We start from the raw sequence: 23,425 nt of genomic DNA, 5'->3' as shown, positions 1-23,425 counted from the left end.
GTCCCGCGCCTCCCGCACCGCCCGCACATCCGCCTTGATCACAATCGTCTCCGGCTCGCTCACCTGATCACCTCACAGATCGTTCCCTGTTGGTGACACAGTGCGCTCACCCACATAGAGTTGTCGCCAGACCACGCAATTCCCGAAAAATTCATGATCTTGAAGGGTCATGTGACATGACCAATCAACCCCCCGATCCGCAGTCGAGCATGTGGGCATGGATCGCCTACCAGCTGCGGTTTCAGCGCATAGAACGCAGCCTCACCGGTGACGCCGTGGCCAAGATCCTCAACTGCTCGCGGTCCACGATTTCCAGACTGGAGGGTGGCGAGGCCCAACTCACCGACAAGCAGGCCGCCAAGCTGGACAAAGCATGGCGGACGGGCGGATTCTTCACCTTCGCCCTGTGGTACGCCCGGCTCGCTCCCAGCCCGCAGTGGTTGTCGAGCTACACCGAGTTCGAGGCCCGCGCGTACCTCATCCATATGTTCAGCGGCCAACTCATTCCCGGGCCTCTTCAGACCCCCGATTACGCCCGCGCCCTTCTGCTGGCCGGGCGAAACATGGACGTCGAGAGCGATCTTACAAAGCGCCTCGCGCGCCAGAAGCTCCTCACGCGGCCCAACCCGCCAGAGCTATGGGTCCTGCTGACAGAGAACATCCTCACCTGGCCGGTCGGTGGCGTGGAAACCATGCTCGAACAGCTGGCTTACCTGCGAGAATTGGCTGAGCGGCCCAACATCATCATGCGCATCGTGCCTCGAACCTCGGGGGCCTCTGAGGCGCTGGACGGTTCCTTCAAAGTCATCACCGTTCGAGAGGGCGAAATCGGCTACATCGAAGCAGCCACTGGCGGACGGCTCATCATGGATGCAGATGGTGCGCGTGCCTTGCGCATGCGCTTCGACCGCATCGCGGCGAAGGCCGCGCCCGTAGACTCCACCGCGGAGCTGATCGAGCAAGCGATGGAGGCATTGAGATGAGCACTCCGGTTTGGCGCAAGTCCAGCCATTCCTCTGACGGCACATCCGGACAATGCGTCGAGGTCGCGGCCCTGTCCGGCGTCGTTGGCATCCGCGACAGCAAGGATCCCGACGCCAGGCACCTCACCCTCACACCCAACGCTCTCCGCGAGCTGCTGCAGAAGGCGGTTGACCGGTGGACGTGATCAAGTGGCGGAAAGCACAGCAAAGCGGCGACCAGGGCGGTGCATGCGTTGAGGTTGCACGGTTCCCTGATGCCGTGGCCGTCCGCGACTCCAAAGACCCCAACGGCCCCCAACTCATGCTGACCCCCCACACCTTCCACACCATCCTCAGCAACCTCAAGCGGTAGTGCCCGAAGGACGCCCGGCCCTCCGCCCAGGGCCGGGCGTCGCATGAGGGGCGGGCGGGTTAGCCGATTTCGGCTCCGCCGGCGCCGGGCTTGGGGGCGGCCAGGCGGATGACGGCCTTCTGACCAGCGGTGCCTATCAGGGTGTGGGAGAAAGTGCCGTTGATGTTGAAGGGATCGTCCGACCCGGGTGGGCTGAATCCGATGCCTCCGCCCGCCATCTTGAATTCGATCGCCATGTCTCCGATGCTCGCGACCGTCATCTCGGCCAGTCCGGCCTGGCCTCTCACGCGGGCGTTGAAGCGGATGACGTCGCCGACTCCGACCTCCACCTCGCACCTGGCGTCCGCGCAGGCGGCGAGCTGGCTGCCGTTCGCCGCCTTCGGCAGCGTCGCGGTCGGGGTCGGCGTCGGAGTTGGGGAGGCGGGGCGCGTGGTCACCGGCGGGTGCGTCGCGCTGGAGGCGGGAGTGGCCTTGCCCGGTTCATCGTCGCCGCACCCCGCGAGCAGCAGTGCGAACATGGGGATGCCCAGAGGCCACGCGGTGCGCCATCCAGGGGCTTGCGTCTTTCGCATGACTTCTCCCGCTTTCACCGAGATCGGCCACAAGCTAGCCGCGTCCGCCGGAGAGGGGTCCCGAGCCGGGAACGCTACGCGGCCGCCCCGAACCGCTGCATTGACCCGGCGGCGCGGACCACGGGCCCGGTGCGCCGCCCGATCAAGCCCGTACTGCGCCGGACGCACCGGCCCCGCTGCTGACCTGGAGTGATGGGATCTTCGTACATGTGCGGACGATCTCGGACGACCTCGAACAGGGCGAGTGATTGCCATCACCGTTCGGCGTGCTCAATTGTCAGTCGATCAGCTTTCACTCACCTGAAGGGGAAGCATGAGACTGGCACGAGCGACCGCGCCGGCTCCCGACTGTGGCCGGGGTCCCCGCACCCACGGTCCTGGGTCCATGCGCACCAACAAGCCGATCCGTCTGAAATACGGTCCCGCCTCGGTCTGCGACTGGATCGGGGGGCCCAACCTGCCCACGGGACAAGAGTTGTGGGCGTGGTGCCAGACTCTCGACAGCTCGGGCAACACCTGGTACTACGTCCGCCCTGAGCCGGAGGACCCAGGTGATCACTGGGATCCCGGCTGGATCTATTCGGGGGACGTCGACGGCGTGAGTTCGGGTATTCCCACGTGTGCCTAGTGCCTACCGTGGTTCTGCGGTGAACACCTGGCCGATGCTCTGGTCGCACTCCATCTGATGCAAGGGCGCTCCATCCCGGGTGGTGTTCTCGGGGAATCCGAGGCAGAGGCCATTACTGGCGACACGGATGGTGTAACCGTGGGCCGGAGTGATGACGCGTGTGAGGAAGAATATCTCCGCCCCTGCGTTCTCGTTGCCGCAGAAATCATCGAACACATATGAGCCGGGAGTATTCCGGGCCTTGGAGATGCCCATGCAGCCTGGCCCGAACTCGGGGTGGTCGGTGGTGATGCGATACCGGGTGGCAGCCTGGTGTTCCAGGGACATTGGTGGAAAGGCCCGGGAACACGACGTTTGCAGGACGAGGCCACTCGTGGTGCCTCGACGCTCGGACAAGCACAGGCTCGAATGCGCTGCGCGAATGCGGTACGGACCCGATACCGGCAGCCCCGGCGCGGGCGGACGGGGAATCGCCATCGACTGCGGTCGCGGAGCCTCCGCGGAATCGGCTTTGCCGTCGAGTGCCGGTGCCACGAGGGGCGCACCGGCGCCGACCAGCAGCAGGATCCCGCAGGCCGTCAACAATCCGTTGATCGCGGTACGGCCGGACGTAAGGCGCCGCCGGACGGGGTGGACACTCGCCGGGCCCGGGCGTACGTGCGGGTCATCCGGAGCCGGAACGACGTCCGTACCGGGTTGCCCGCCATCCTCGTGTGCGGCGGGGCGGCCGTCCGGCGGCGCGGCCTCGCTCATCACGATCCGCCGGCGCGTCCTGAGCCAGGCGGCGACCTGGTCCTCGTCGCACCCGCATGCGCGGACGAGCGCCCGGACCTGGTTCTCTCGCGGCATGCGGGGACGGGAGGGGTTGAGCATGTCCGCGATGGTCGTGGCCGGGAGGATCTCCCCAGCCGCCTTCGCCTTCCGTTCCAGTTCCCGGTAGGACATCCCTGACCAGGCTTTCAGCCGCCGCAGACCCGCCTTGAAAGAAGGGACATCACTCAGGTCATCGGGCTCGGAGACGGAGTATTCAGATCCCATCGCAGATACCTCCAACGCGGCCTGCGGTGATCATGCCGCTGCCGAAACCCACCTTCGAGCAACGCGGTTACCCGGGCAATGTCCGGAACCGGTGCTGCTTCTGCATGAATCTGCCGGATAAGCAGTGCCTGGCCCCGCGAACCGATAAAGCGTTGCGCACGGGGCCATCTGGGCCTCCGTATCCTCACCCTGACGGTCACAGCGGAAACGGTTGGGATGAATGTCTCGCTCTCGTCACTGTTTGCGCGTGACCGCGAGGGAGCGCGTCACCGGGAGACTGGAGGGCGCTCGCTCCGGACGGAGCGGGACGGTGATGATCCGGTGACCGAGTGCGCGCTCACGCCACCCACCGCGACGGCACCGCCCGGCGCCTCGAACGCGGCGAACTGCTCTGATCAGGTGGCGGACGGGCTCGAAACGCCCTAGTTGGTCTCCACGAGAATGGCGAGGTTGTCCAGGGCCATTCGTGTGCCGGTCTCATTCTCCGCGGCGGGGATGCTGTCGGGGATGCCCTCGTGCACGATGAGGACCTCGGTGCCGCCGTCCACATCGGTGAGCGTCGTGGTCATCGTCATCTGACCGCTCAGTTCGGGGTCGTCGGTCTCGAACCGGGACACCTCGACGACCTGCTCGTCCGGCACGAGCTTCATGAAATGGCCGTGGTAGGTATCGGTCCGCGCCGTCGTTTTCCCGGTGCCGGTCGGCTCGTCGTAGGTGAGCGAGATCCGGAACGCCCCGCCCTCGCGGGCGTCGAACTCGTGCACGTGGCTGCTCATGCCGGTCGGCACCCGCCACTTCGCGATCGCGTCCGCGTCGAGCAGCGCCCGGTAGACCACCGACCGCTCGGCCTTCACGTGACGAGAGATGCGCGTCGAATACATGGCGTCCAGCCTAGACATGTCCTGCCGAGGGCACCGGCAAGGGCGGTGGTCGTGGCGGAGAATGCGTGGAACTTGGCGCCTTTGCCCCTAGTGGCCGCAGGTGCGGGACTGCCATTTTGGACGTCGCCCCAGCGACCACCCGTGCAAGGAGCTTCCCGATGACCGCGCCGATCTGCTCCGTCGTCGAGCTCAGGCAGTACACCCTGCACCCCGGTGGACGGGACGTGCTCATCGACCTTTTCGAGCGCGAGTTCGTCGAAACCCAGGAGGCCGTCGGAATTCGCGTCCTCGGACAGTTCCGCGACGTGGACGACCCGAACCGCTTCGTGTGGCTGCGCGGCTTCCACGACATGGAAGCGAGAAAGGCGGCGCTCACCGCGTTCTACGTCGACGGCGCGGCGTGGAAGGCGCACGGGCCCGCCGCCGGTGCCACGATGGTCGACTCGGACGACGTTCATCTCCTGCGTCCGATCACGTCCGATTCCGGTTTCGCCGCCGGGAGTGAACGGCCGCCAATAGGCGCGACGCCGCCGGAATCCCGTGTCATGGCCACCATCGTCCACAAGGACGAAGCCGTCGACGATGCGTTCACCACGTTCTTCGAGGACGAGGTCGCGCCGTTCCTCACGGAGCTCGGCGCGGCGCCCATTGCCCGCTTCCAGACCGAGCCTGCGGAGAACACCTTTCCGGGTCTTCCGGTACGGACGGGCGAGAACGTCTTCGTCTGGTTCACCTGCTTCGCCGACGCCGAACACCACCGCGACCACCTTGACCACCTGGCGCGCACCCCGGAATGGACGACCCATATCCAGCCCGCCCTGGCACCAACCCTGAAGCGGCTGACCCTTGCCCCGACCGCGAGATCACTCCTGCGCTGACCCGTCGAACCCACTGGTCGGCGCCAGGCTCCGATGAGCCGCCGGGCTGGAAGGCCAGCACCCATGCCTGCCGCCGACCACGGCCGTGATGCCCCCTGCTCTCCCCGGACGCTCTTGGACCTTTGTCACCCGGGTGTACTCATGCTCGCGCTCTGCGCCTCCCTGCGGAGCGGCCGGTGAACAGGCGTGATCGGAGTTCTCGTTCCGGTCGGATCGGAACGCTGATGGCCTTGATCTCCTGGATCAGTCTTCGTCGAGAAGGCCGATATCTCCTGGGAGGTCCAGGGTAGACCTCTTCCGCACCGGGTCCTCTTCCAGTTCGGCGCATTCAAGAATCAGGGAGGTAACCTCCCTGCGCCCCTCCTCCGTGAGCTCGCGGAAGAGGGCGGCGGCAGGTTCAAGGATGTCCGTTGCGATATCCGGGTCGATGTCTTCATCGTCCGTCAGGTCTATGGAGACGACAAGGCTGACGAACGCGCGAACGAGGACCTTGTTGACGTCCATCCGGGCACGACCCTCACTCGATGCCTTGAGAGAGCTGCTCCATGAGGGTGTCGACACCACTCTTCCATTCCTCTCCCAAGCCAACCTCAAACCATTCCGCACAGATCTCGGAGTTTTCACGAACGACTTTTCTCAAAGCGGTAAGGGCCAGGCGGCACAAGTCACTGGACCAGTCCAGCGGAGGGATCGGCAATTTGGCGTCCTCGAAGGTCGCCTCGTCTCCTCGGATACTTGCCGAGACAAGAGCTGCCGCCGCTACTGCCGGTTCGGCGAACTCTCGATCAAGAAATGAGTCCGCCGGGATGCTCGCAACACGTTGCAGCACTTCCCTCACCATGTTGCTTCGTTCGCCTTCGGACGCTTCGAAGAGTTCGTCCTTGAAGTCCTGGGCATCATCATTCTCGAACGGTCCGACTCCGGAGGCGCTCATCGGCCGCTCATCCCCATTCGGCTGGGAAGCTGCGCACAGCCCTAGGTGGAGGGCGCGGGAGGTCGGCCGGGATTGAGGGGACCCGGCCGGTCCTCCTCGCGGCCGTAGTTGTGGACGAGGAGCGATGCGCCCCGGCCTGCACGGTCAGAGCGCGGGCATACGTGCCGGTGCGCGGTCACTCATTTTTTGCGGTCAATTCGTTCCGCCGCGTCGATCAGCCGTTGAGGCAGTTTCTTGTTGGCCGCCAGGACTTCTATGCCGATGAGGCGGCCGTCCTCGTCGAAATCGAGATTGATCATTCCTCCGACCTCGACCGGGTCGCAGGGGTACATGTGCGCCACCCGTTGGCCCGCCTTTCGATTGGCCAGATCGACGTACGCCGCATTTGCTACCTGATCATAGGTAACCCTGACGTCCACCACGGTCAGCCCCCCATAAGGCGGTCGATATAAGCCCGGCTCGCGTTCACTATCACGGTGTTGACATTTCCGTCGATGGTCTTCGCCACAAAGACTTTGGATTGAGGATCGTAGTAGCCCAACTTCCACTGATCTTCATGGTAGTAGGAGAAAGGATCTCGCTCAAGGACGGCCCGAGCGTCCTCTGCCGAAACCCCATGGTCTTCAAGACGCTGCAGTGCGTGACCCGTAAAATCATCGAGCTCATCGGCGGGCGCCGTAACCGGCGGGTCGTTGAGAATGGGCTCGTCGCCATGCGCGCAGCGGCAGTTGGGGCTGTGTCCGTCCACCCAGCCCCCGCAGTTGTGCACCAGCACCGGCGTGCCGCCCGCCAGGGCGTAGTAGGTGCGGGTGTTGGCGATGGTGAGGTTGTGGACGGTCTGGAACGGCCGTGCGCCGCTCTTGAGGGCGGTGACCTGGACGTGAGCGCCCGCGCTGGTGCGGAGCCGCATCCCGGGCTTGAGGTTCTTGGCCTGGACCCACCGGTCGAGGTCGCCGGCGACCCAGAAGGGGTGTTCGTCGGTGGCGACCACCACGCCTGACTTGTCACCGCGGTCACCGTCGGTGTCGACGGTGACCTGGATGATGGTCCTGACGCCGGTGCTGGTCATGGTGTCGACGACGACCTGTGGACGTGTGTCACCAGTGGCCGGGTCGGTCGCCAGGATCTTGTCGCCGCGCTTCAGCTGCTGGATCGGTTTGCGGCTGCCGTCGGCCATCAGCACCTTGGTCCCCGGTGGGAAGCTACTGCATCGGGGCTTGGGAGCACCGGGCGGCGGGCGATCGGACTTGGGCAGGTCCGGAGCCTTGTCGGCCAGATTTCTTATCTTGCGCGACCTCAGCGCCAGCTGCAGACCCTTGAGTATCGCTCCCAGAGCCAGCTCTTCGGGACCGCCGTAAACAAAGACCAAGACCTGTACGCTGAACTTGGTCATATCCCAGAGTTGTTCTTTGAAGCTGCGCTTCTTGAAGCCCCAGTGGCCCCTTTCATACAGCTGGAGCGCGAGTTCGATAACTGCGGCCTCGCCCAGCTTGCCGTCCGGTATCGGGCAGCCTCCGCGCAGCGGGTTCATGTAGCACTGGGACGCCGCGGTGCCGTGGGTGTTCCGGCGGGTCTCCTCCGCCTTCTCCACCGCCTTGTCGTAGGCCTTACTGACGCCCGGGTTGTACCTTCGGCCGCCGCTGCAGGGGTTCTCCGGGATGGTGCCGCACTGGCCGCCGCCGTCGCGGAGGAGACCGTCGGGGTCGCTGGAGACGACCGGCGTGTTGTTGGCGTAGGTGTATCCGTTGAGCTGCTGCGGGTCCGCGGGGTCCATGACCGGGTCCACGCTGGTGAACCGGCCGGTTTCGGGGTCGTAGTCGCGGGCGCCGAGGTGGGTCAGGCCGGTGGGGTCCTTGATGCCGCCGACGAAGCCCTTGTCGTCCGGCCAGGTGGCGTCGTCGGGCGTGCCGCGTTCGGTCCCGAAGGGGGTGAAGCGCCGGACGGTGGATTTCAGGTCGGCGGCGGCGACGGCGACCTGGGCGGTGCCCTGGTGGTCGCCGGTCAGGAAGGTGAGACCGCCGGTGGTGGTGCGAAGCGCGACGGTCTCGCCGCCGTGGGTGTAGTAGCGGGTCGCCGTCGGGGTGGTGGCCCCGGGCTCGGCGCGCAGCTCCATGCCGGGCAGGTAGAGGGTGGCGCCGCCGGGGTCCTTGCGGATCAGCCGGTCGCCGCCGGGGCCGTTGATGAACTGGGTGGTAGCGCCGTTCTGGGTGACGGTCGCCAGGTCGCCCTCGCTGTTCCAGTCCAGCGTCTGGCGCGCGGTGCCGAGGGCTCGGCCGGTGGTGTTGCCGACCTCGTCGTAGGTGAAGGTGTCGGTGCGGTCGCCGTCGCCGCCGGCCTGGGTGATCTTGGTGAGCCGGTTGCCCTCGCCGGGCGGCGCGTAGGCGTAGGTGCGGGTGGTGTCGGGTTTGCCGCCGACGCCGTGGCGGATCTCGGTCTTGCGGTTTCCGGCCTTGTCGTAGTTGAAGGTGCGCCAGTACGGCGCGGGCCCGCCGATGACATCTGCGGAGGGTGCGGCCGAGCAGGTGGTGTCGCCTTCGGCCCAGGCGCCGGTGAGCCTGCGGAGGTGGTCGTAGGTGTAGCACTGGTTGTCGGTGCCGTCGGCTGAGATGTCGGAGATCGACAGGATGTTGCCCGCCTCGTCGTAGCGGTAGGCGGCGCGGCGGGGGTCGCCGGTGACGCCTTCGCGGTAGGTGCGGGACGACTCCAGCCGCTGGGTGCCGTACTGCCAGGTCAGGGCGTTCCACACGCGCTTGCCGGTGGCGCCCAGCTCCAGCAGCTTGGGTTTGCCGGTCGGGGTGTACTCGGCGGCATTGACGTAAGTGCCGAGTCCGCTGGTCAGCCGGGTGGGATGCCGGTAGCCGTCGTAGGACAGCGTCAGCGTCTCGGCGGGCAGCCCTCCGGCGGCGGGCAGCGTCCGGGTGGCGGGGGTGCCGTCCGCGTTGAAGGTCTCGCCGAAGGTGTAGCTGCCCGCCAGGGCGCCCTGTGAAGACGGGATGGTGACAGTGCCGCCCTCGGTACGTCCCAGCACGTCGTAGCCGGTGATGCCGGTGGTGTAGTCGCCATCGTCGCGGTGCCGGGTGGCCGAGGCGGGCCTGCCCTTGCCGCGCGCCGCGGTGTCGTAACCCCACGAGATCAGGCGGGCACCGGTCGCCGAACCTTCGCGGATGTTGGTCTTGCGGTTCAGCCCGTCGTAGGTCGTGAACAGCGTCCGCCCGCGCGCGTCGGTGGCGGAGGACTCCCGGTCGAGGTCGTCGTAGGTGAAGGTGGACGTGCCCCGGTCGGGATCGATGGTCTTGATCTTGCGGCCGCGCACGTCGTAGGCGGTGGTCCAGGTGTTGCCGGACGGGTCGGTGATGCCGGTCATCCGCCCGGCGCCGTCCCAGGCGTATTTCGTGGCGTCGTAGGTCCCGCTCGGCGCCGGGCCGCTGTACTGGCGGCGCTCGGTGACCTGCCCGCGTGCGTCGGTGTACTCGGCGCTGGGCACGCCTCCGGACGGCGGGTCGATGGCCGTCCAGTTGCCGCCGTAGCTGGTCGTGGTGCGCCACTTCTCACCGGTGGCGCCGGTCAGCAGCCGTTGGACGGTCTGCCTGCCCAGCCCGTCGTAGGCGTGATGGATCTGCGTCTCCACGTCACCGGCGTCGGGAGCGAACAGGGCCGGTTGAGGCGCACCGCCGGCCGGATAGACGTTGTACTCCTTGGCCGCGTTGCCCCGGTCGTCGTAGAAGGTGTCGCTGATCAGCCGGCCACCGGGGCCTTCCGCCTGGGTCTGCCGGGTGCGCAGCCATCCGTCAAAGAGCTCGACGATGAGACGTTGGCTTTCGTCGTTGGTGACGGTCTTTGTGGTGACCGCGACGATCTTCCCGTCGGCGATCTGATACTGGAACTCCAGGTTCGGAACCTTGCCGCTGGTCCTGGCGCGGTCGGGCAGCCACACCTTGGTGAGGCGGCCGAGCGCGTCACGGGCCAGGTCGGTGCGCAGCCCGTTGGGATCGACCTTGGCGATCGGATCTCCCCAGGCCGGTTCGAGCCAGGTGGTCATGGTCAGCGCGGACGAGGAGTCGCCGCCGCGGGCGGGCGGGCTGGTGACGGCCGTCCGGGTGGTCAGGCCTGCGGTCTCGGTGTAGCGGGTGGTGGTGGTCTGGCCCAGCGCGTCGGTGGAGGTCAGCTCACGGCCGTGCCCGTCATAGGTCATCTCCGCCTCGGTGACGTATCGCGCCGTGTCACCGTCATGTCCGGCGACCTTTTCGGTCTTGGTGACGTTGCCCCTGGTCGGCGCGTCCTCGAAGCCACCGCCGTCGTAGAAGGTGCGCGTGTCGGAGTTCAGGTCCTTGGTCCGGTCGGCGTCGGCCGTGCAGGCCACCGAGACCGTCTCCACCCGCGACGGGAAGTCGAGCATGTGCGCGTAGACGTTGTCGGCGTAGGTGGTACGGGTGCACCGGTCGTCGGTGGCGGTGGCGACGTCAGCGAGGTCGTTGACGCTCTTCACGCGTCCGACGCCGATGAACTGGGTCTCGTAGTCGGTGTCGGTCTTGGTCTCGCGCCAGGTGCCGCCGTCCATTGCCGTCCACGTGCGGGCGATGTCCACCTTGATCGCGGTGGCGTTGGCAGTGCCCCAGGAACGCTCACGGGTGGCGGTGACCACACGCCATGGGGTGCGGACGGTCTTGTCGTGCACGGATCCGCCGGGTGCCGTGTACTGGACGGTGCGCAGCGCGAACCCGTCCAGGCCCTCGTGATCGGTGTGCGTGCCGCCTTCGCCGTCGGGGACGGAGACGTTCCTGGTGCCGCCGTCGGGTCCGGCGCGATCGCCGTGCATGCCGCGCATGTAGTAGGTGTCTGTCTGCGACTTGGGGTCGCCCGTTCCGCCGGTGGTGACGCGCACCTGGCCGTAGCCGCGCCATTGCGACCAGGTCTTGTTCTTCTCCCGGGTCAGCCCGTCGTCATCGTCGTAATGCCAGGCGGCGCCGCCGAGGTACTCGTACCGGGTGGCCATGTCGGCGGCGTGGCCGGTGCGGTCCTTCTGGACCACCGCGGTGACCACGTACTTGTTGAACCAGTCCGTTAATGGTGTGGGCTGGCCGGACTGGTGCCAGACCAACGGGTGGCAGCGTTTGGTGTTGGTGTGCGGGGTGGGCGGCGCTGTCCGGGAGCATTCGGGGCCGGAGTAGGCGATGTCGAGTTCGCCGCCGGACTCATCGAAGATCTTGCTCACCCGGTAGCGGGTGTAGGACGGCAGCCCGTCACCCGCCTGATCGAGGCGGTTGGCCTTGGGTTCGTGGTTGAAGGTGACCTTGGGCAGCTTGATGTCGTCGGCGGCGGTCGGGCCGGCCAGCCCGGTGTGCTGGATCTCCTTGAGCAGGAGGTCGCGCTCGTCGTTGACGGCGCCCCAGTGGTGGTCCAGCGTCCAGGAGTCGACGGGCCGATACGGCCACCCGGGGGCCCCGGCGATCTGCGTGGTGACCTTCTTGAGCCGGTACCGGGACCAGAAGGTGGGCGAGGTCGAGCCGTGCCCGCTCTCGCACCGGGTCCCGGCGGCGCAGTTCATGTCCCATGGCACGTCCGGCCACTGCTCGGGACTGGTGACGATCTTGGCGGGGGCGCAGTCGAAGGTGTCGGTGGGGACGCACCGCTCGGCCGTGTCGAACAGCACCCGGGCGGGGGGCGCGCCGGCGAAGACGTTGTAGCCGCGCAGCCCGTACTCGATCGTCTTGAGGTGGCCGCCGCGGGTGTAGGGGGTGGCATCCTCCGGTTTGAGGTTGCGGCCGTAGTGGTTGGTCTCCTGCTCGTACAGGTAGATCGCGGCGTTGTCGTTGGGGTCGACGACCATGTCGAGGTTCCAGCGCCACGCCTGCTGGCACCACGAGTCGGCGAATCCCGAATCCTTGTGGCACGGCTCGCCCGCGTCGTCGCCGAACACCGGCACCGTCCACGCGGACTTGCTCTCCGGGCCGCCCGAACCCCAGCCCGGCAGCCGGTTCCTGCCGAAGAAGTAGCGGGTGCCGTCGGTCGTCGTGACCTTCCAGTACTCGCCCTCGTGGTCGCCGTTGCCGGTCTCGGACGAGCGGAGCTTCTCGAACCGGGTGCCGTCATCGTTCTTCAGCCGCCACGTCCCGTCGGCGGCCTTGACCAACTCACCGCCCTTGCCGTTCCAGGTGACGGTCGCGTTCTCATAGCCCCAGCACAAATCCCCCGGCGACTGGCCCTGGCCGTTCTTGGGCGCACCGTCGTCGGCACAGGACTTGTAGCGCTGCTCGATGAAGCCGGGCCAGAAGTCGAATCCTTCACCGACCCAGGAAGGCTGGCTGTTGGTGTTGGTCGTCCGGCCGTCGACGCTTTGAGCCGAATAGGCCAGCGCGATGCCGGGCGTGAGCTCACCGGGCACGGGTGCCACTCTGAGTGGATAGGACCAGGTGAAATCACCGGTGTTTCCCGAGGTTTTCCACGTGGCGGACGGCTCCAGCTTTGTGGCCGAGTAATCGCCTTGTGAACCTTCGGGTGCGGCGACCGCCGCCAGCACCGTCGGACCGGTCTGGGCGGTGGCCACATCCGCGGTGAGGGTATGAGTTTCACCGTTGTTGGTGGTGGTCAGCGGTGTCACGCCCCGGCATTCCGGCCTGGACGGAGTGGTCACGGCGCAGGCCGGCAATTGGGCCAGACGCAGGCGGGTGCCGTAGGCGCCGCCGAACGCTTGGGCGAACGCCGCGTAGTCCACGCGGACTCCGACGCGTCCCGCCGCGCCCGCATCGGCGGGGGTCAGGGTGAACAGCAGCCCCTCGACCCCGGCCCGGCCGGCGGCCTCGCGGTTCAGCACCGCGACCTTCACCGTCCCCCGCGATACCGGACCCGCCTGGGCGGCACCCGAGGCCGGTCCCGGGGACGCCAGCGCGACCGGCAGGCCCTTGGCCTGGGCCAACCCCTCCGAAGAGCCGGTGCTCCGCGCCTGCCGCCCCGAGACCTCCACTTCGGCGGTGCCCGCCTTGGGCCACGCCGCTCTGGCCGGAGGCGCAGGTTTACCCGCGGGGTCGGGCGTCCGCGGGCGGGCCTTGAGCTGCTTGCCGTCGACCTTGCGTTCGTGGTCGGCGACGGTGGGACGTTCCGAATGCGGTGGATCCGCCTGCGCGGCGGGCGCGGTGGCCAGGCCCGCCGCCAGGACGACCGTCATCCCGGCGGCCATGGTCCGCAGCGGCCGCCCTATTCCGAGCACATGCCTCCGGCCCTTGGTCTTCACCAGTTCCTCCACAACAACGGACGGCCACATAAGCCGAGCCGGAAAAAGTCAACGGTCGTTGGCAACGACGGCAGCACGCCACATCACCCCAAAGCACGTGGCTTACACGGGCAGTAAACGCTCTCGACAATGCGATCAACACGATGCGATCAAAAGGGAAGTCGATCAAGGCGTTCCCGGGCATCACGGGTGGCCGGTCGCGAGAACCACAGGTCAATGACGGGGCCAAGACCATGTCCGGACACCAAGACAACCAGCCGCCCACAACAAACGTCCGCGCGCACAAATCAATAAGGCCCACTGCCGCACATGAATGAGATGACCCTAAATATCAAAATGGGTCAGTACCGATGTTGTCCGGGCGGCCCTCGAATGTGATGATCACGGCGACCAGACCTCGACGATCTCGGAGAGGGCCTGATGTTCTCCATCTCCTGGCCACCGCCATATCCCCCACAGCACCGGCGTCCCCGCCAGCGAAGACGAACTGTCCACGCCCGGTCCTTGCTCGGCTTAGCGAGCCTGACCGCCACGATCCTCGCCATGGCACCGTCGGCGGCGGCCGATACCGCGCCGCCGGCCGGGGAGTTGCCGACCGTGACCGCCGATCCGCTGCCGACCTGGCAGACCAACGGCACCGTCTGGGATGTCGAGGTGGTCGGTGACACCGCCTACGTCGGCGGCACCTTCACCGCCATCCGCCCGCCCGGCACCAGCCCCGGCGACCCGCAGGAGCTGCCCCGCAACAACCTGGCCGCGTTCAACGCCGCCACCGGCCAGCCGCTCCCCTGGGCGCCCGACGTCCAAGCCGTCCCCGGCAAACAGGACATCGTCCATGACCTGCAAGCCTCCCCCGACGGCCGCACCCTGTACCTCTCCGGCAGCTTCATCACCGTCAACGGCCAGCAACGTCCCCGCATCGCCGCCTTCACCCTGCCCGGCGGCACCCTCACCGGCCTGCGGCACGACATCGACGCCGCCGTCGAAACCCTTGCCGCCACCGACACCACCCTCTACGTCGGCGGCGTCTTCGCCAGCGTCGACGGCACCCCACGCCAACGTCTGGCCGCCTTCAACACCGCCACCGGCGCCCTCACCGCCTGGGCGCCGACCGCGGACCGCCGCGTCATGTCCATGGCCATCTCCCCCGACCGAACCCAGGTCATCATCGGCGGCAAGTTCAACACCATCAACGGCAACCCCCCGCACGGCCTGGGCGCCGTCCGCACTGACGCCACCGGCACCAGCACCCCTTGGCAGACCGGCCTGGAGTACGTCAGCGACTCCCGCCACTCCTGGGCGACGGACCTGATCGCCGACACCGCCACCGACACCATCTACGTCAGCGCCGCCGGCACCAGCACCTTCGACGGACGCATGGCCATCGATCCCAACGGCGGACACCTGCGCTGGGTCGACAACTGCAAGGGCGGCACGGAGGCCATCGCCCTCATCGCCGGCGTGCTGTACAGCGGCTCCCACGCCCACGACTGCGCCAGCCAACCGGACGGATTCCCCTCCATCGACGGCTATCAGCGCCTCCTCGCCGAACCCGCCCAACCCACTGGCACCGACACCCCGCCCATCCTGCACTGGTTCCCCACCACCAACGCGGGCCCCGACGCCGGACAAGGCCCCCGTGCCATGGACGGCAACGACAACTACCTCTGGGTCGGCGGCGACTTCACCACCGTCAACCAACGCCCCCAGCAATCACTCACCCGCTTCGGCACCCTCACCGTCACCAACGACACCGGCCCACCCGAGCCGATCATCAAACCCACCGTCACCAGACCTGACGGCACCACCGGCACCCTTCAGATCACCTGGACCCAGACCTGGGACCGCGACAACAACACCCTCACCTACCAGGTCATCCGCGACGGCACCACCGTCGTCCACACCCTCGACTCACGCTCCAAGTACTGGGATCTGAAAACCCTCAACCACACCGACACCGGACTCACCCCTGGCAGCACCCACACCTATTCGATCCGCGCCACCGACCACTACGGAAACACCACCCGATCTCCCGCCAGCGACCCCGTCCAAGCGGGGTAAGGCAGCTGACCGTGGAGGAATGACCGGAACGGGCGGAGTTCGGCTGGCACGGGGCTCCGCCCCGTCCATCTCCGGATGAAGCGTCGGCGCCGCTGGAGTGAGCAGGTGGAATCGGTGCTGGGGGGTGGCCGGGTTGTTACTGTTTGCGCGTGCTCATTGGGCGTGATCGCGAGAGAGAGCGCGTCGGCGGGGTGCTGGAGTGCGCTCGTGCCGGACGGAGCGGCGCGATGATCATCCGGGGCGAGGCGGGCATCGGGAAGACCTCGCTGATCGACCGGATCGCGGCGGACGCGAGGGACATGCTGCTCGTGCGCGGTGCGGGCGTGGAGTCCGAGACGGAGCTGCCGTTCAGCGGGCTGCACCTGATGCTGTACCCGTACGCGGACCGGTTCGACGCGCTGCCCGGCCAGCAGGCGGCGGCGCTGCGGTCGGCGTTCGGGCTGGCGTCCGGGCAGGTCAGCGACCGGTTCCTGATCGGCGCGGCGACGCTGACGCTGCTGTCGGAGCTGGCCGCCGACCGTCCGGTGCTGTGCCTCGCCGACGACGCGCAGTGGCTCGACCGGGCCTCGCTGGACGCGCTGCTGTTCGCCGCCCGGCGGCTCGGCGCCGACCCCATCGGCATGATCTTCACGGTGCGGGACGCCGCCGCCCCGTTCCCGGACCACGGGCTGGACCTCGTCCGGCTGGAGGGCCTGGACCGCGCCGCCGCGCAGGACCTCGTGGACGCGCACGCGCCCGGTTTGACGGTTCCGGTTCGGGAGCGGCTCCTGGACGAGGCGGGCGGCAACCCGCTCGCCCTCATCGAACTCGCGAACGCGCTCCAGTCGCGGGAAGCCCGCCACGCGGGGCCGCTGCCGGTCGGCGGCCAGGTCGGCGGACGGGTCCAGGAGGCGTTCCGCCTCCAGCTCGCCGGGATGCCGGAGGCGACCCGGTTGCTGCTGCTGGTCGTCGCGGCCGACGGCACCGCCGACCTGGGCGTCGTCCTGCGGGCGGCGGAGACGCTCGGGCTCGGCGCGGCCGATCTGGGGCCCGCCGAGGAGGCCCGGCTTGTGGTGCTCGACGGCGACGAGGTGCGGTTCCGGCATCCGCTCATCCGTGCTGTGACCTACCAGAACGCGACGCATCATCAGCGGATCGCCGTGCACGGCGCGCTGGCCGGGACGCTCGGCGGCGACGAGCACGCCGACCGGCGGGCGTGGCATCGGGCGGCGGCCGCCACCGGGCCGGACGAGAGCGTCGCGGCCGAGCTGGAGCGGGCCGCGCGGCGGGCCGGGGACAGGGGCGGGACGGCCGCCGTCGCCACCGCCTACGAGCGGGCGGCGCGGCTCAGCACGGACGCGGAGGGCAAGGCCCGGCGGCTCGTCCACGCGGCGCGGGCCGCCTACGACGCCGGACGCCCCGACGCCGCGACCCGTCTCGCCGAGGAGGCCGCGCACCTCACCGGGGAGGACGGGGTCATCGCCGAGGCCACGTTCATCCGCGCCCAGGTCGCCTACGAGCGCACGTCCCCGGCCGCCGACGCCGAACTCGCGCTGGAGGGCGCGGCGCTGATCGTGCAGAGCGATCCGGAGCAGGCGGTGTCGATGCTGACCGAGGCCGTCTGGGCCGCCCGGGACGCCGGTGCGCATGATCTCGTCCGGGACGCCGTCGAGCTGCTCAGGCGGGCGAAGGTTCCGGCGGGCTCGGCCAAGGCGCTGGTGGCGGGCGGCCTGATCGCCTACGGGCGGTTGCCGGGCGGCGCGTCCGGGGCTGTCGCGCCGATGCGGGCGCTGGCCGAGGCGGCGCGGACCGGGGACGTCGACGGCGTCCTCGAACGCATCATCGCCGGTTTCCTGGGGCTGCTCGCCGCCGACGACCGGGCCGCGACCGCGCTGCTGGAAGCCCTCGCGGCGGAGGTCAAGGCGCAGGGCGCGCTCGGCTGGCTGCCGTACGTCCTGGAGCCCCTCGCGATCGGACGGCTCCTCCTCGGTGACCTGCACGGCGCCGAGTCGGCCGCGGCGGAGGGCCTGTCGCTCGCCGCCGACATCGGCATGGACATGCAGGTCACCGTGCTGAACTGCGTTACGGTCCGGCTGGAGTCGGACGCGGAGCGCAGCCGCTCGCTGGCGCCCGGCGTCCTCCGGCACGCGCACCTGATGCCGACCAACACGGCGCTGGCGTCCTGGGGGCTGGGCCTGCACGATCTCGCCGACGGCCACGCCGGCGCCGCGCTGGAGCATCTGGACGCCGTGTGCTCCGGCCCGGCGCGGCACGACGTGCTGATCCGCGCCGTCCCGGACCATGCGGAGGCCGCGGTGCGTGCCGGGCGGCCGGACCTGGCCCGGACGTACCTTCCCGCCTTCGAGGCATGGGCGGCGGCGACGTCGTTCACCGCGCTGGTGTCCCGCTGCCGCGCGCTGCTGTCCGACGGCGACGACGCGGACGAGCACTACCGGGCCGCGCTGAGCCTGCACGGCGACCGCGCCTACGACGCCGCGCGGACCCGGCTCCTCTACGGCGAATGGCTGCGCCGCCGGCGCCGCCGCACCGAGGCCCGGGCGGAACTGACCTCGGCGCTGGACGCGTTCGACCGGCTCGGCGCGGAACGCTGGGCCGAGCGCGCCCGCGCCGAACTGGAGGCCCTCGGCGACCGTCCGGCGGCCCGCGCCGGGGACGCCGACCCGCTCAAGCGGCTGACCCCGCAGGAGCTGCAGGTCGTCCGGCTCGCCGCCGCCGGGCTCAGCAACCGCGAGATCGCCGCGCAGCTCTACCTGAGCCCGCGCACGGTCGGGCACCACCTCTACAAGGCGTATCCGAAGATCGGCGTCACCCGGCGCATGGAGCTGGCGCGGCTCGTATCGGTCATCTGACTTAGCCGTGCCGGTGCGTCGCCGGGACGCGTCCGCCCGGATGGTCTTCCCGGGCTGCCGATTCCTGCTCTGACCTGCGTTTTCGAGGGTACGTCCGGCGACCGATGCGGGGCGCGGGGCCGCGCGCCTAGCTTCGAGTCACCGCGAAGACGAAGGAGAAAGCGATGCTTCTGGAGAACAAGACCGCGATCATCTACGGCGGCGGCGGGACGATCGGCGGCACCATGGCGCGCGCCTTCGCCGCCGAGGGCGCGCGGGTCTTCCTCGCCGGACGGACGCCCGACAAGCTCGACGCCGTCGCCGGGGAGATCCGGGAGGCGGGCGGGCTCGCCGAGACCGCCCGCGTGGACGCCCTGGACGAGGACGCCGTCAACAGCTGGGTCGACTCGGTCGCGGCGACCGCCGGGAGCGTCGACGTCTCGGTGAACGCCATCTCGATGGAGGGGCTGTTCCGGCCCATGATCGAGATTCCGGTCGGCGACTTCGCCGCGTCCCTGGAGAAGATGGCCCGGACGTTCATGCTGACCACGGGGGCCGCCGCGCGCCACATGGTCAAGCAGGGCTCCGGCGTGATCCTGCACTTCGGCGGCTCCGACAGCACGAACCACTCGCCGGGCCTCGGGAACGTCCAGGTCGGGTTCGACATGATCGAGGCGATGCGCCGCCAGTGGGCGTGCGAGCTGGGGGCGCACTCGGTCCGCGTGCTGTCGATGAAGACCGGCGGCATCCCCGAGTCCTTCCCCGACATCCCGGAGACCGCCCAGTTCAGGCAGCAGATCGTGGACTCCACCCTGCTCAAGCGGGCCGCGACCCTCGCCGACGTCGGCCACGTCGCCGCGTTCCTCGCGTCCGACCGCGCCGCCAGCCTCACCTCGACCCAGGTCAACATCTCCGCCGGGGCCCTGGTCGACTGACCGCCCGCACGCGCCCGGGTCCGCGCGTGTCAGGGCCCGCGCCGCGTCGAGGCCGCCACGGTCAGCCGCCCGTGGCGGCCTCGACGCGGGTGTCCGTGACCTGGGTGACGATGAAGCGGCTCTTCGGGATGGCGGGGGCCCGCCACGGGTGGACGCGCAGGTCCTGTGGGGGCACCGAGTAGCTCATCCACCGGGTCAGCGCCGTGACGGACACCTTCATCAGATCCTTGGTGATCCATTCTCCGGCGCAGCGGTGCCCGTCGTAATGGTCGCCGCCGCCCTGCGGGATCATGGAATGCGCGTCCGGCTCCCGGCCCATGAAACGCTCCGGCCGGAACTGGTCGGGACGTTCCCACAAGCGCGGATCGTGATCGGTTCCCTGCAGGTCGAGCAGCACCCGCCGGCCCTTCGGGAAATGGTGTCCGTGCCATTCGAAGTCGCGTGCGGCCCGGGCCGCGACCATCGGGAAGAAGGGATAGAAGCGCCGCACCTCCTGGACGAACGCCTCCAGCAGTTCCGGGTCGTCCTCCGTCGCGAGACGGTGCCGCCATTGGGGATTTTCGTGCAGGGCGAGGGCGGCGAAGACGACGAAGCGCCCCACCGCCACCGTGGGACGGAGGACGTTGAGCAGTTCGACGCCCGCCACGTCCGGGGGGAGGAGGCGTCCGTCGGTGTCGCGGTAGGAGGCGATGACGTCCACGGCCGTCCCGCCGTCCGGGCCGTCGGCGGCCGGGGCTTCGGCGGCCGAATCGGCGCGGGCACGGCGGATGTGACCGGCCGCCCAGCGGTCGGCGATCCTCCGGGCGGCGCGTCCGCGCAGGTAGCGGGGGCCGATGGCGGCGGGCGCGTCGATCAGCGCGGTGAGCAGACTGGTGATCGCGGGGACGTTGCGCTCGGCGACGGGCACTCCCGTCCATGCGCAGACGGCCTGGCACAGCAGCTCGCTGACCCCGTTGTACAGGACGACCTGCCCTCGCCCCTCCCACTCCCGGATGCGCTCCCGCCAGAACCTGGACGCGATATCGCGAAGTTCGTCCCGAGCGTCCGGTGCCATCAGCGACATGAACATCGCCTTGCGCGCGCGATGCCGTTCTCCGTCCAGCGACTGCACACCGTTCTCACCGAACAAGGTGAGGCTCAACCGGCGCGGCGCGGCGCCGGCCCGGACGAAAAGGCCCGGGTCGTAGAAGACGCGGGCCGCGTCCGCACCCGTCATGCAGGTCGTCTTCTGCAGCAGCAGTCGCGTGTCGTAGACGTCGCGGTTCATGCGGCGGGCGCGGGACGACAACAGCCCGTAGGGCCGCGCCGCCAGCGGCACTGTGCTGTCCAGCCGTTCCATGAGGCGCATGGCGTTCTCCCCGATCGTCCGATGCCGAAGCACCCTCTACCCGGAAGGCGCCGGTTTAGCCGGTGGGCGCCGTGGCAGGTTGGGGGCATGCGCGCCGTCTCGTATGACTCGTTCGCCAACGACAATTCGCGGCTCAGGGTCGGCGTCGTCCCCGATCCGAAGGTCGGCCCGGGGCAGGTGCTGATCGAGGTGCGCGCCGCCGGGGTGAACCCGGTGGACTGGAAGGTCATGGCGGGCGGCCTCGACGGCATGATGGACGCGGTGTTCCCCGTCGTTCCCGGCTGGGACGTCGCCGGGGTGGTCCGGGCGCTCGGCCCCGACACGCCGGACTTCGCTCCGGGCGACGAAGTCATGTCCTACGCGCGCAAGGACGTCATAGGCGCGGGCACGTTCGCCGAGTACGTGACCGTGTCGGCGGACCACGTGGCACGCAAACCGGCCGCCCTCGACTGGAACCAGGCCGGTGGCCTGCCGCTGGCCGGGATGACCGCGCAGCGCGCCCTCGACCGCCTGGACGTGGGCCCGGCCGATGTGCTCCTCGTCCACGCGGCGTCCGGCGGCGTGGGGAGCTTCGCCGTCCAGCTCGGACGCGACCGGGGCGCCCGCGTCATCGGCACGGCATCCGAGGCGAACCATGCCTACCTGCGGGAACTCGGCGCCGAACCGGTCGTCTACGGGGACGGGCTGGCCGGCCGCGTCCGGGACCTGGCGGCCGACGGGGTGTCCGCGGTCGCCGACTTCGCCGGTGGCCAGCTGGAGACGACGCTGTCCGTGCTGGGCCCCGGCGGACGCCACGTCTCGATCACCGAGAGCGACGTCGAGCGGCACGGCGGCCACTGGATCTGGGTGCGTCCGGACGGCGCGGCTCTCGCCCGGCTGGCCGCCCTCGCCGACCGCGGCGCGCTCGGCGTCGAGGTCGCCGGGACGTTCCCGCTGGACCAGGTCGGCGCGGCCTTCGACGCCAGCCGGGGCGGCCACACCCGCGGCAAGCTCGTCATCATCCCCTGAGGCTGGTGATGCGTAGGGAGGTTCCTACGTTTGACAGGTAGGGAACCTCCTACGTATCGTCTGCCGCATGAACATCACGCATGTACGGCTGCTGACCGTCCCGGTGTCCGACCAGGACGCCGCCAAGACCTTCTACGCGGACACGCTCGGGTTCGAGGTCGTGTGTGACGAGTCCAACGGGCCGATCCGCTGGCTCCAGCTCGCCCCGAAGGGCGCGCGGACGAACGTCGTCCTCGCGAACCACATCCCGGGAATGGCGCCGGGCAGCGTCCACGGGCTGATCCTGGAGACATCCGACCTGGACGGCGACTGCGAGCGGCTCCGCCGCGCCGGGGTCGGCGTCGACGGGCCGCAGGACCTGCCCTGGGGGCGGCAGGCCACGCTCTCCGACCCCGACGGCAACGGCATCGTCCTCGCGGAGGGCTGACATGCGCTCCGACGCCGACCTCGGCGCGCACGGCGACGGGGACGTCTTCGCGGCGCTGGCGAGCCCCGTCCGGCGGGAGCTGACGGCGCTGCTGCTGGACGGCCCGCGCCCGGTGAACGACCTGGCGTCGCATTTCGCGATGAGCCGCCCGAGCGTCTCGGAGCACCTGAAGGTGCTGCGCGACGCCGGGCTGGTCAGCGAGCGGCGGAGCGGCCGGCAGCGCATCTACCGGCTGGAGGCCGAGCCGCTGCGCGAGCTGTCGCAATGGCTGAGCCCCTACGAGCGGTTCTGGCGCGAGAGGCTGTCGGACCTGCGGAAACTGCTGGACGAGGAGGACGAGCTGTGACGCCGGTCCTGCAGTCCGAGGGCCTGGTCAAGCGGTTCGGCGACGTGACGGCCCTCGCCGGGCTCGACCTGGTCGCCGAACCGGGCCGGGTGGTCGCGCTGCTCGGGCCGAACGGCGCCGGGAAGACGACGTTCGTCCGGTCGGTGGCGACGCTCGTCCGGCCGGACGGCGGGACGCTGCGCGTGGCCGGGATCGACGCCGTCCGCGACCCCGCCCGGGTGCGGCGGATCATCGGCCTGGCCGGGCAGCACGCGACCGTGGAGGCGGCGATGACCGGCCGGGAGAACCTGGAGATGATCGCGCGGCTGTTCGGGCAGGGCCGCCGCGCCGCCCGCGCGAGCGCGCGGAACGTGCTCGAACGGCTCGCGCTGGACGAGGCCGCCGACCGGCTCGTCCGCACCTACTCCGGCGGGATGCGCCGCCGCCTCGACCTGGGCGCGAGCCTGGTCGGCGCGCCCCGGCTGCTGCTCCTGGACGAGCCCACCACCGGCCTCGACCCGCGCAGCCGCATCGGCCTATGGGACGCCATCGGCGACCTCGTGGCCGGAGGCACCGACGTGCTGCTGACCACCCAGTACCTGGACGAGGCCGACCGCCTCGCCGACCAGGTCGTGATCATCGACCGGGGCCGGGTGGTGGCCGAGGGGACGCCGCGCGAACTGAAATCGCGGGTCGGCGGCGATCTCGTGGAGGTGCGCGTCCGGGACCACGCCGCGGTCGCACCGGCGGCACGAGCGCTGGAAGGAGTCGGCCCCGTCCAGACCGACGCGTCCTCGCTGCTGCTGACCATGCCCGCCGGGAACGGTCCGGACGACCTCGTGAAGGCCGTCCACGCGCTGGCCGGCCACCACGCCGCCATCGCGGACATCGCCCTGCGCCGCCCGACCCTCGACGAGGTCTTCCTCTCCCTGACCGCCGCCACCCCGGAACGGAGCCCGACATGAACGACCACCACGCGGCAACCGTGAGGCGGCCATC

The 23,425-nt window shown here is 69.4% G+C and carries 19 protein-coding genes; 11 read left to right on the top strand and 8 right to left on the bottom strand.

Translation table 11 applies throughout. The features are described from left to right. The first annotated feature begins 176 nt into the window (after nucleotides 1-176). Genes ETD83_RS10710 through ETD83_RS10700 form a run of 3 tightly spaced genes read left to right on the top strand, consistent with a single transcriptional unit; the run spans nucleotide 177 to nucleotide 1,335 of the window. Entirely contained in the window at nucleotides 177-983 is an 807-nt protein-coding gene (locus ETD83_RS10710) for a helix-turn-helix domain-containing protein (RefSeq protein WP_138644922.1), read from the top strand. Next, nucleotides 980-1,168 (top strand): DUF397 domain-containing protein, encoded by a 189-nt coding sequence (locus ETD83_RS10705; RefSeq protein WP_138644921.1) that lies wholly within the window; start codon nucleotides 980-982, stop codon nucleotides 1,166-1,168. The genes ETD83_RS10710 and ETD83_RS10705 overlap by 4 nt, the downstream gene beginning before the upstream one ends. Then, a complete protein-coding gene (locus tag ETD83_RS10700; RefSeq protein ID WP_138644920.1) occupies nucleotides 1,159-1,335 on the top strand; it encodes a DUF397 domain-containing protein in 177 nt (58 codons plus the stop codon). The genes ETD83_RS10705 and ETD83_RS10700 overlap by 10 nt, the downstream gene beginning before the upstream one ends. 59 nt (nucleotides 1,336-1,394) lie before the next feature. Here the strand turns inward: ETD83_RS10700 and ETD83_RS10695 are convergent, their stop codons facing one another. The 3 genes from ETD83_RS10695 to ETD83_RS10685 form a co-directional block, all read right to left on the bottom strand. Then, nucleotides 1,395-1,907 carry a hypothetical protein gene (locus ETD83_RS10695; protein ID WP_138644919.1) on the bottom strand — a complete coding sequence of 171 codons (513 nt, stop codon included), beginning with the start codon at nucleotides 1,905-1,907 and terminating at the stop codon, nucleotides 1,395-1,397. A gap of 631 nt (nucleotides 1,908-2,538) precedes the next feature. Beyond that, entirely contained in the window at nucleotides 2,539-3,573 is a 1,035-nt protein-coding gene (locus tag ETD83_RS10690; RefSeq protein ID WP_138644918.1) for a helix-turn-helix domain-containing protein, read from the bottom strand. Nucleotides 3,574-3,995: 422 nt separating this feature from the next. After that, the gene (locus tag ETD83_RS10685) at nucleotides 3,996-4,454 is read right to left on the bottom strand and encodes an SRPBCC family protein (protein ID WP_138644917.1); all 459 of its coding nucleotides are present in this window, start codon (nucleotides 4,452-4,454) and stop codon (nucleotides 3,996-3,998) included. A 158-nt stretch (nucleotides 4,455-4,612) separates the two neighbouring features. On the opposite strand from ETD83_RS10685, the gene ETD83_RS10680 reads away from it, so the two are divergent. After that, nucleotides 4,613-5,332: an NIPSNAP family protein gene (locus tag ETD83_RS10680; RefSeq protein WP_138644916.1), complete on the top strand. Its 720-nt coding sequence runs from the start codon at nucleotides 4,613-4,615 to the stop codon at nucleotides 5,330-5,332. A gap of 243 nt (nucleotides 5,333-5,575) precedes the next feature. Here the strand turns inward: ETD83_RS10680 and ETD83_RS10675 are convergent, their stop codons facing one another. The 4 genes from ETD83_RS10675 to ETD83_RS10660 form a co-directional block, all read right to left on the bottom strand. Then, complete coding sequence (locus tag ETD83_RS10675) at nucleotides 5,576-5,836, bottom strand: hypothetical protein (RefSeq protein WP_138644915.1); 261 nt, start codon at nucleotides 5,834-5,836, stop codon at nucleotides 5,576-5,578. Between the two features lie 13 nt (nucleotides 5,837-5,849). Beyond that, complete coding sequence (locus ETD83_RS10670; RefSeq protein ID WP_138644914.1) at nucleotides 5,850-6,266, bottom strand: DUF4259 domain-containing protein; 417 nt, start codon at nucleotides 6,264-6,266, stop codon at nucleotides 5,850-5,852. Between the two features lie 179 nt (nucleotides 6,267-6,445). Beyond that, on the bottom strand, nucleotides 6,446-6,688 hold the full coding sequence (locus ETD83_RS10665) for a DUF2283 domain-containing protein (RefSeq protein WP_138644913.1): 243 nt from the start codon (nucleotides 6,686-6,688) through the stop codon (nucleotides 6,446-6,448). Nucleotides 6,689-6,690: 2 nt separating this feature from the next. After that, nucleotides 6,691-13,494 (bottom strand): RHS repeat-associated core domain-containing protein, encoded by a 6,804-nt coding sequence (locus tag ETD83_RS10660; protein ID WP_138644912.1) that lies wholly within the window; start codon nucleotides 13,492-13,494, stop codon nucleotides 6,691-6,693. A 543-nt stretch (nucleotides 13,495-14,037) separates the two neighbouring features. On the opposite strand from ETD83_RS10660, the gene ETD83_RS10655 reads away from it, so the two are divergent. The 3 genes from ETD83_RS10655 to ETD83_RS10645 all read left to right on the top strand — a co-directional run bounded on the left by ETD83_RS10655 (nucleotide 14,038) and on the right by ETD83_RS10645 (nucleotide 19,318). Then, nucleotides 14,038-15,555: a WD40 repeat domain-containing protein gene (locus ETD83_RS10655; RefSeq protein ID WP_138644911.1), complete on the top strand. Its 1,518-nt coding sequence runs from the start codon at nucleotides 14,038-14,040 to the stop codon at nucleotides 15,553-15,555. A gap of 149 nt (nucleotides 15,556-15,704) precedes the next feature. Beyond that, nucleotides 15,705-18,404: an ATP-binding protein gene (locus ETD83_RS10650; protein WP_138644910.1), complete on the top strand. Its 2,700-nt coding sequence runs from the start codon at nucleotides 15,705-15,707 to the stop codon at nucleotides 18,402-18,404. A gap of 164 nt (nucleotides 18,405-18,568) precedes the next feature. Continuing rightward, nucleotides 18,569-19,318, top strand: coding sequence for an SDR family NAD(P)-dependent oxidoreductase (locus tag ETD83_RS10645; RefSeq protein WP_138644909.1), 750 nt, complete (start codon nucleotides 18,569-18,571; stop codon nucleotides 19,316-19,318). Between the two features lie 61 nt (nucleotides 19,319-19,379). Here ETD83_RS10645 and ETD83_RS10640 read toward each other — a convergent pair whose 3' ends face one another. Beyond that, nucleotides 19,380-20,666 (bottom strand): cytochrome P450, encoded by a 1,287-nt coding sequence (locus ETD83_RS10640; RefSeq protein ID WP_138644908.1) that lies wholly within the window; start codon nucleotides 20,664-20,666, stop codon nucleotides 19,380-19,382. An 87-nt stretch (nucleotides 20,667-20,753) separates the two neighbouring features. Here ETD83_RS10640 and ETD83_RS10635 point away from each other — a divergent pair, with 87 nt between their 5' ends. The 4 genes from ETD83_RS10635 (at nucleotide 20,754) to ETD83_RS10620 (ending at nucleotide 23,391) form a co-directional block, all read left to right on the top strand. Next, nucleotides 20,754-21,674: an NADP-dependent oxidoreductase gene (locus tag ETD83_RS10635; protein WP_138644907.1), complete on the top strand. Its 921-nt coding sequence runs from the start codon at nucleotides 20,754-20,756 to the stop codon at nucleotides 21,672-21,674. 67 nt (nucleotides 21,675-21,741) lie between these two features. Continuing rightward, complete coding sequence (locus tag ETD83_RS10630) at nucleotides 21,742-22,101, top strand: VOC family protein (protein WP_138644906.1); 360 nt, start codon at nucleotides 21,742-21,744, stop codon at nucleotides 22,099-22,101. Nucleotide 22,102: 1 nt separating this feature from the next. Further along, entirely contained in the window at nucleotides 22,103-22,447 is a 345-nt protein-coding gene (locus tag ETD83_RS10625; RefSeq protein WP_138644905.1) for an ArsR/SmtB family transcription factor, read from the top strand. Beyond that, a complete protein-coding gene (locus ETD83_RS10620; RefSeq protein WP_205717590.1) occupies nucleotides 22,444-23,391 on the top strand; it encodes an ATP-binding cassette domain-containing protein in 948 nt (315 codons plus the stop codon). Before ETD83_RS10625 ends, ETD83_RS10620 begins: the two co-directional genes overlap by 4 nt. Nucleotides 23,392-23,425: the final 34 nt, after the last annotated feature.

This window comes from Actinomadura soli (assembly GCF_005889715.1).
GTDB classification, from domain to species: Bacteria; Actinomycetota; Actinomycetes; order Streptosporangiales; family Streptosporangiaceae; genus Spirillospora; species Spirillospora soli.
This window is presented reverse-complemented; position numbering and strand designations above follow the sequence as displayed.

What these genes read in the sequence shown, in the direction of transcription:
- ETD83_RS10710 (WP_138644922.1), top strand. Translation starts at nt 177, where the DNA reads ATGACCAATCAACCCCCCGATCCGCAGTCGAGCATGTGGGCATGGATC.
- ETD83_RS10705 (WP_138644921.1), top strand. Translation starts at nt 980, where the DNA reads ATGAGCACTCCGGTTTGGCGCAAGTCCAGCCATTCCTCTGACGGCACA.
- ETD83_RS10695 (WP_138644919.1), bottom strand. Translation starts at nt 1,907, where the DNA reads ATGCGAAAGACGCAAGCCCCTGGATGGCGCACCGCGTGGCCTCTGGGC.
- ETD83_RS10690 (WP_138644918.1), bottom strand. Translation starts at nt 3,573, where the DNA reads ATGGGATCTGAATACTCCGTCTCCGAGCCCGATGACCTGAGTGATGTC.
- ETD83_RS10685 (WP_138644917.1), bottom strand. Translation starts at nt 4,454, where the DNA reads ATGTATTCGACGCGCATCTCTCGTCACGTGAAGGCCGAGCGGTCGGTG.
- ETD83_RS10680 (WP_138644916.1), top strand. Translation starts at nt 4,613, where the DNA reads ATGACCGCGCCGATCTGCTCCGTCGTCGAGCTCAGGCAGTACACCCTG.
- ETD83_RS10675 (WP_138644915.1), bottom strand. Translation starts at nt 5,836, where the DNA reads ATGGACGTCAACAAGGTCCTCGTTCGCGCGTTCGTCAGCCTTGTCGTC.
- ETD83_RS10670 (WP_138644914.1), bottom strand. Translation starts at nt 6,266, where the DNA reads ATGAGCGCCTCCGGAGTCGGACCGTTCGAGAATGATGATGCCCAGGAC.
- ETD83_RS10655 (WP_138644911.1), top strand. Translation starts at nt 14,038, where the DNA reads ATGGCACCGTCGGCGGCGGCCGATACCGCGCCGCCGGCCGGGGAGTTG.
- ETD83_RS10645 (WP_138644909.1), top strand. Translation starts at nt 18,569, where the DNA reads ATGCTTCTGGAGAACAAGACCGCGATCATCTACGGCGGCGGCGGGACG.
- ETD83_RS10640 (WP_138644908.1), bottom strand. Translation starts at nt 20,666, where the DNA reads ATGCGCCTCATGGAACGGCTGGACAGCACAGTGCCGCTGGCGGCGCGG.
- ETD83_RS10635 (WP_138644907.1), top strand. Translation starts at nt 20,754, where the DNA reads ATGCGCGCCGTCTCGTATGACTCGTTCGCCAACGACAATTCGCGGCTC.
- ETD83_RS10630 (WP_138644906.1), top strand. Translation starts at nt 21,742, where the DNA reads ATGAACATCACGCATGTACGGCTGCTGACCGTCCCGGTGTCCGACCAG.
- ETD83_RS10625 (WP_138644905.1), top strand. Translation starts at nt 22,103, where the DNA reads ATGCGCTCCGACGCCGACCTCGGCGCGCACGGCGACGGGGACGTCTTC.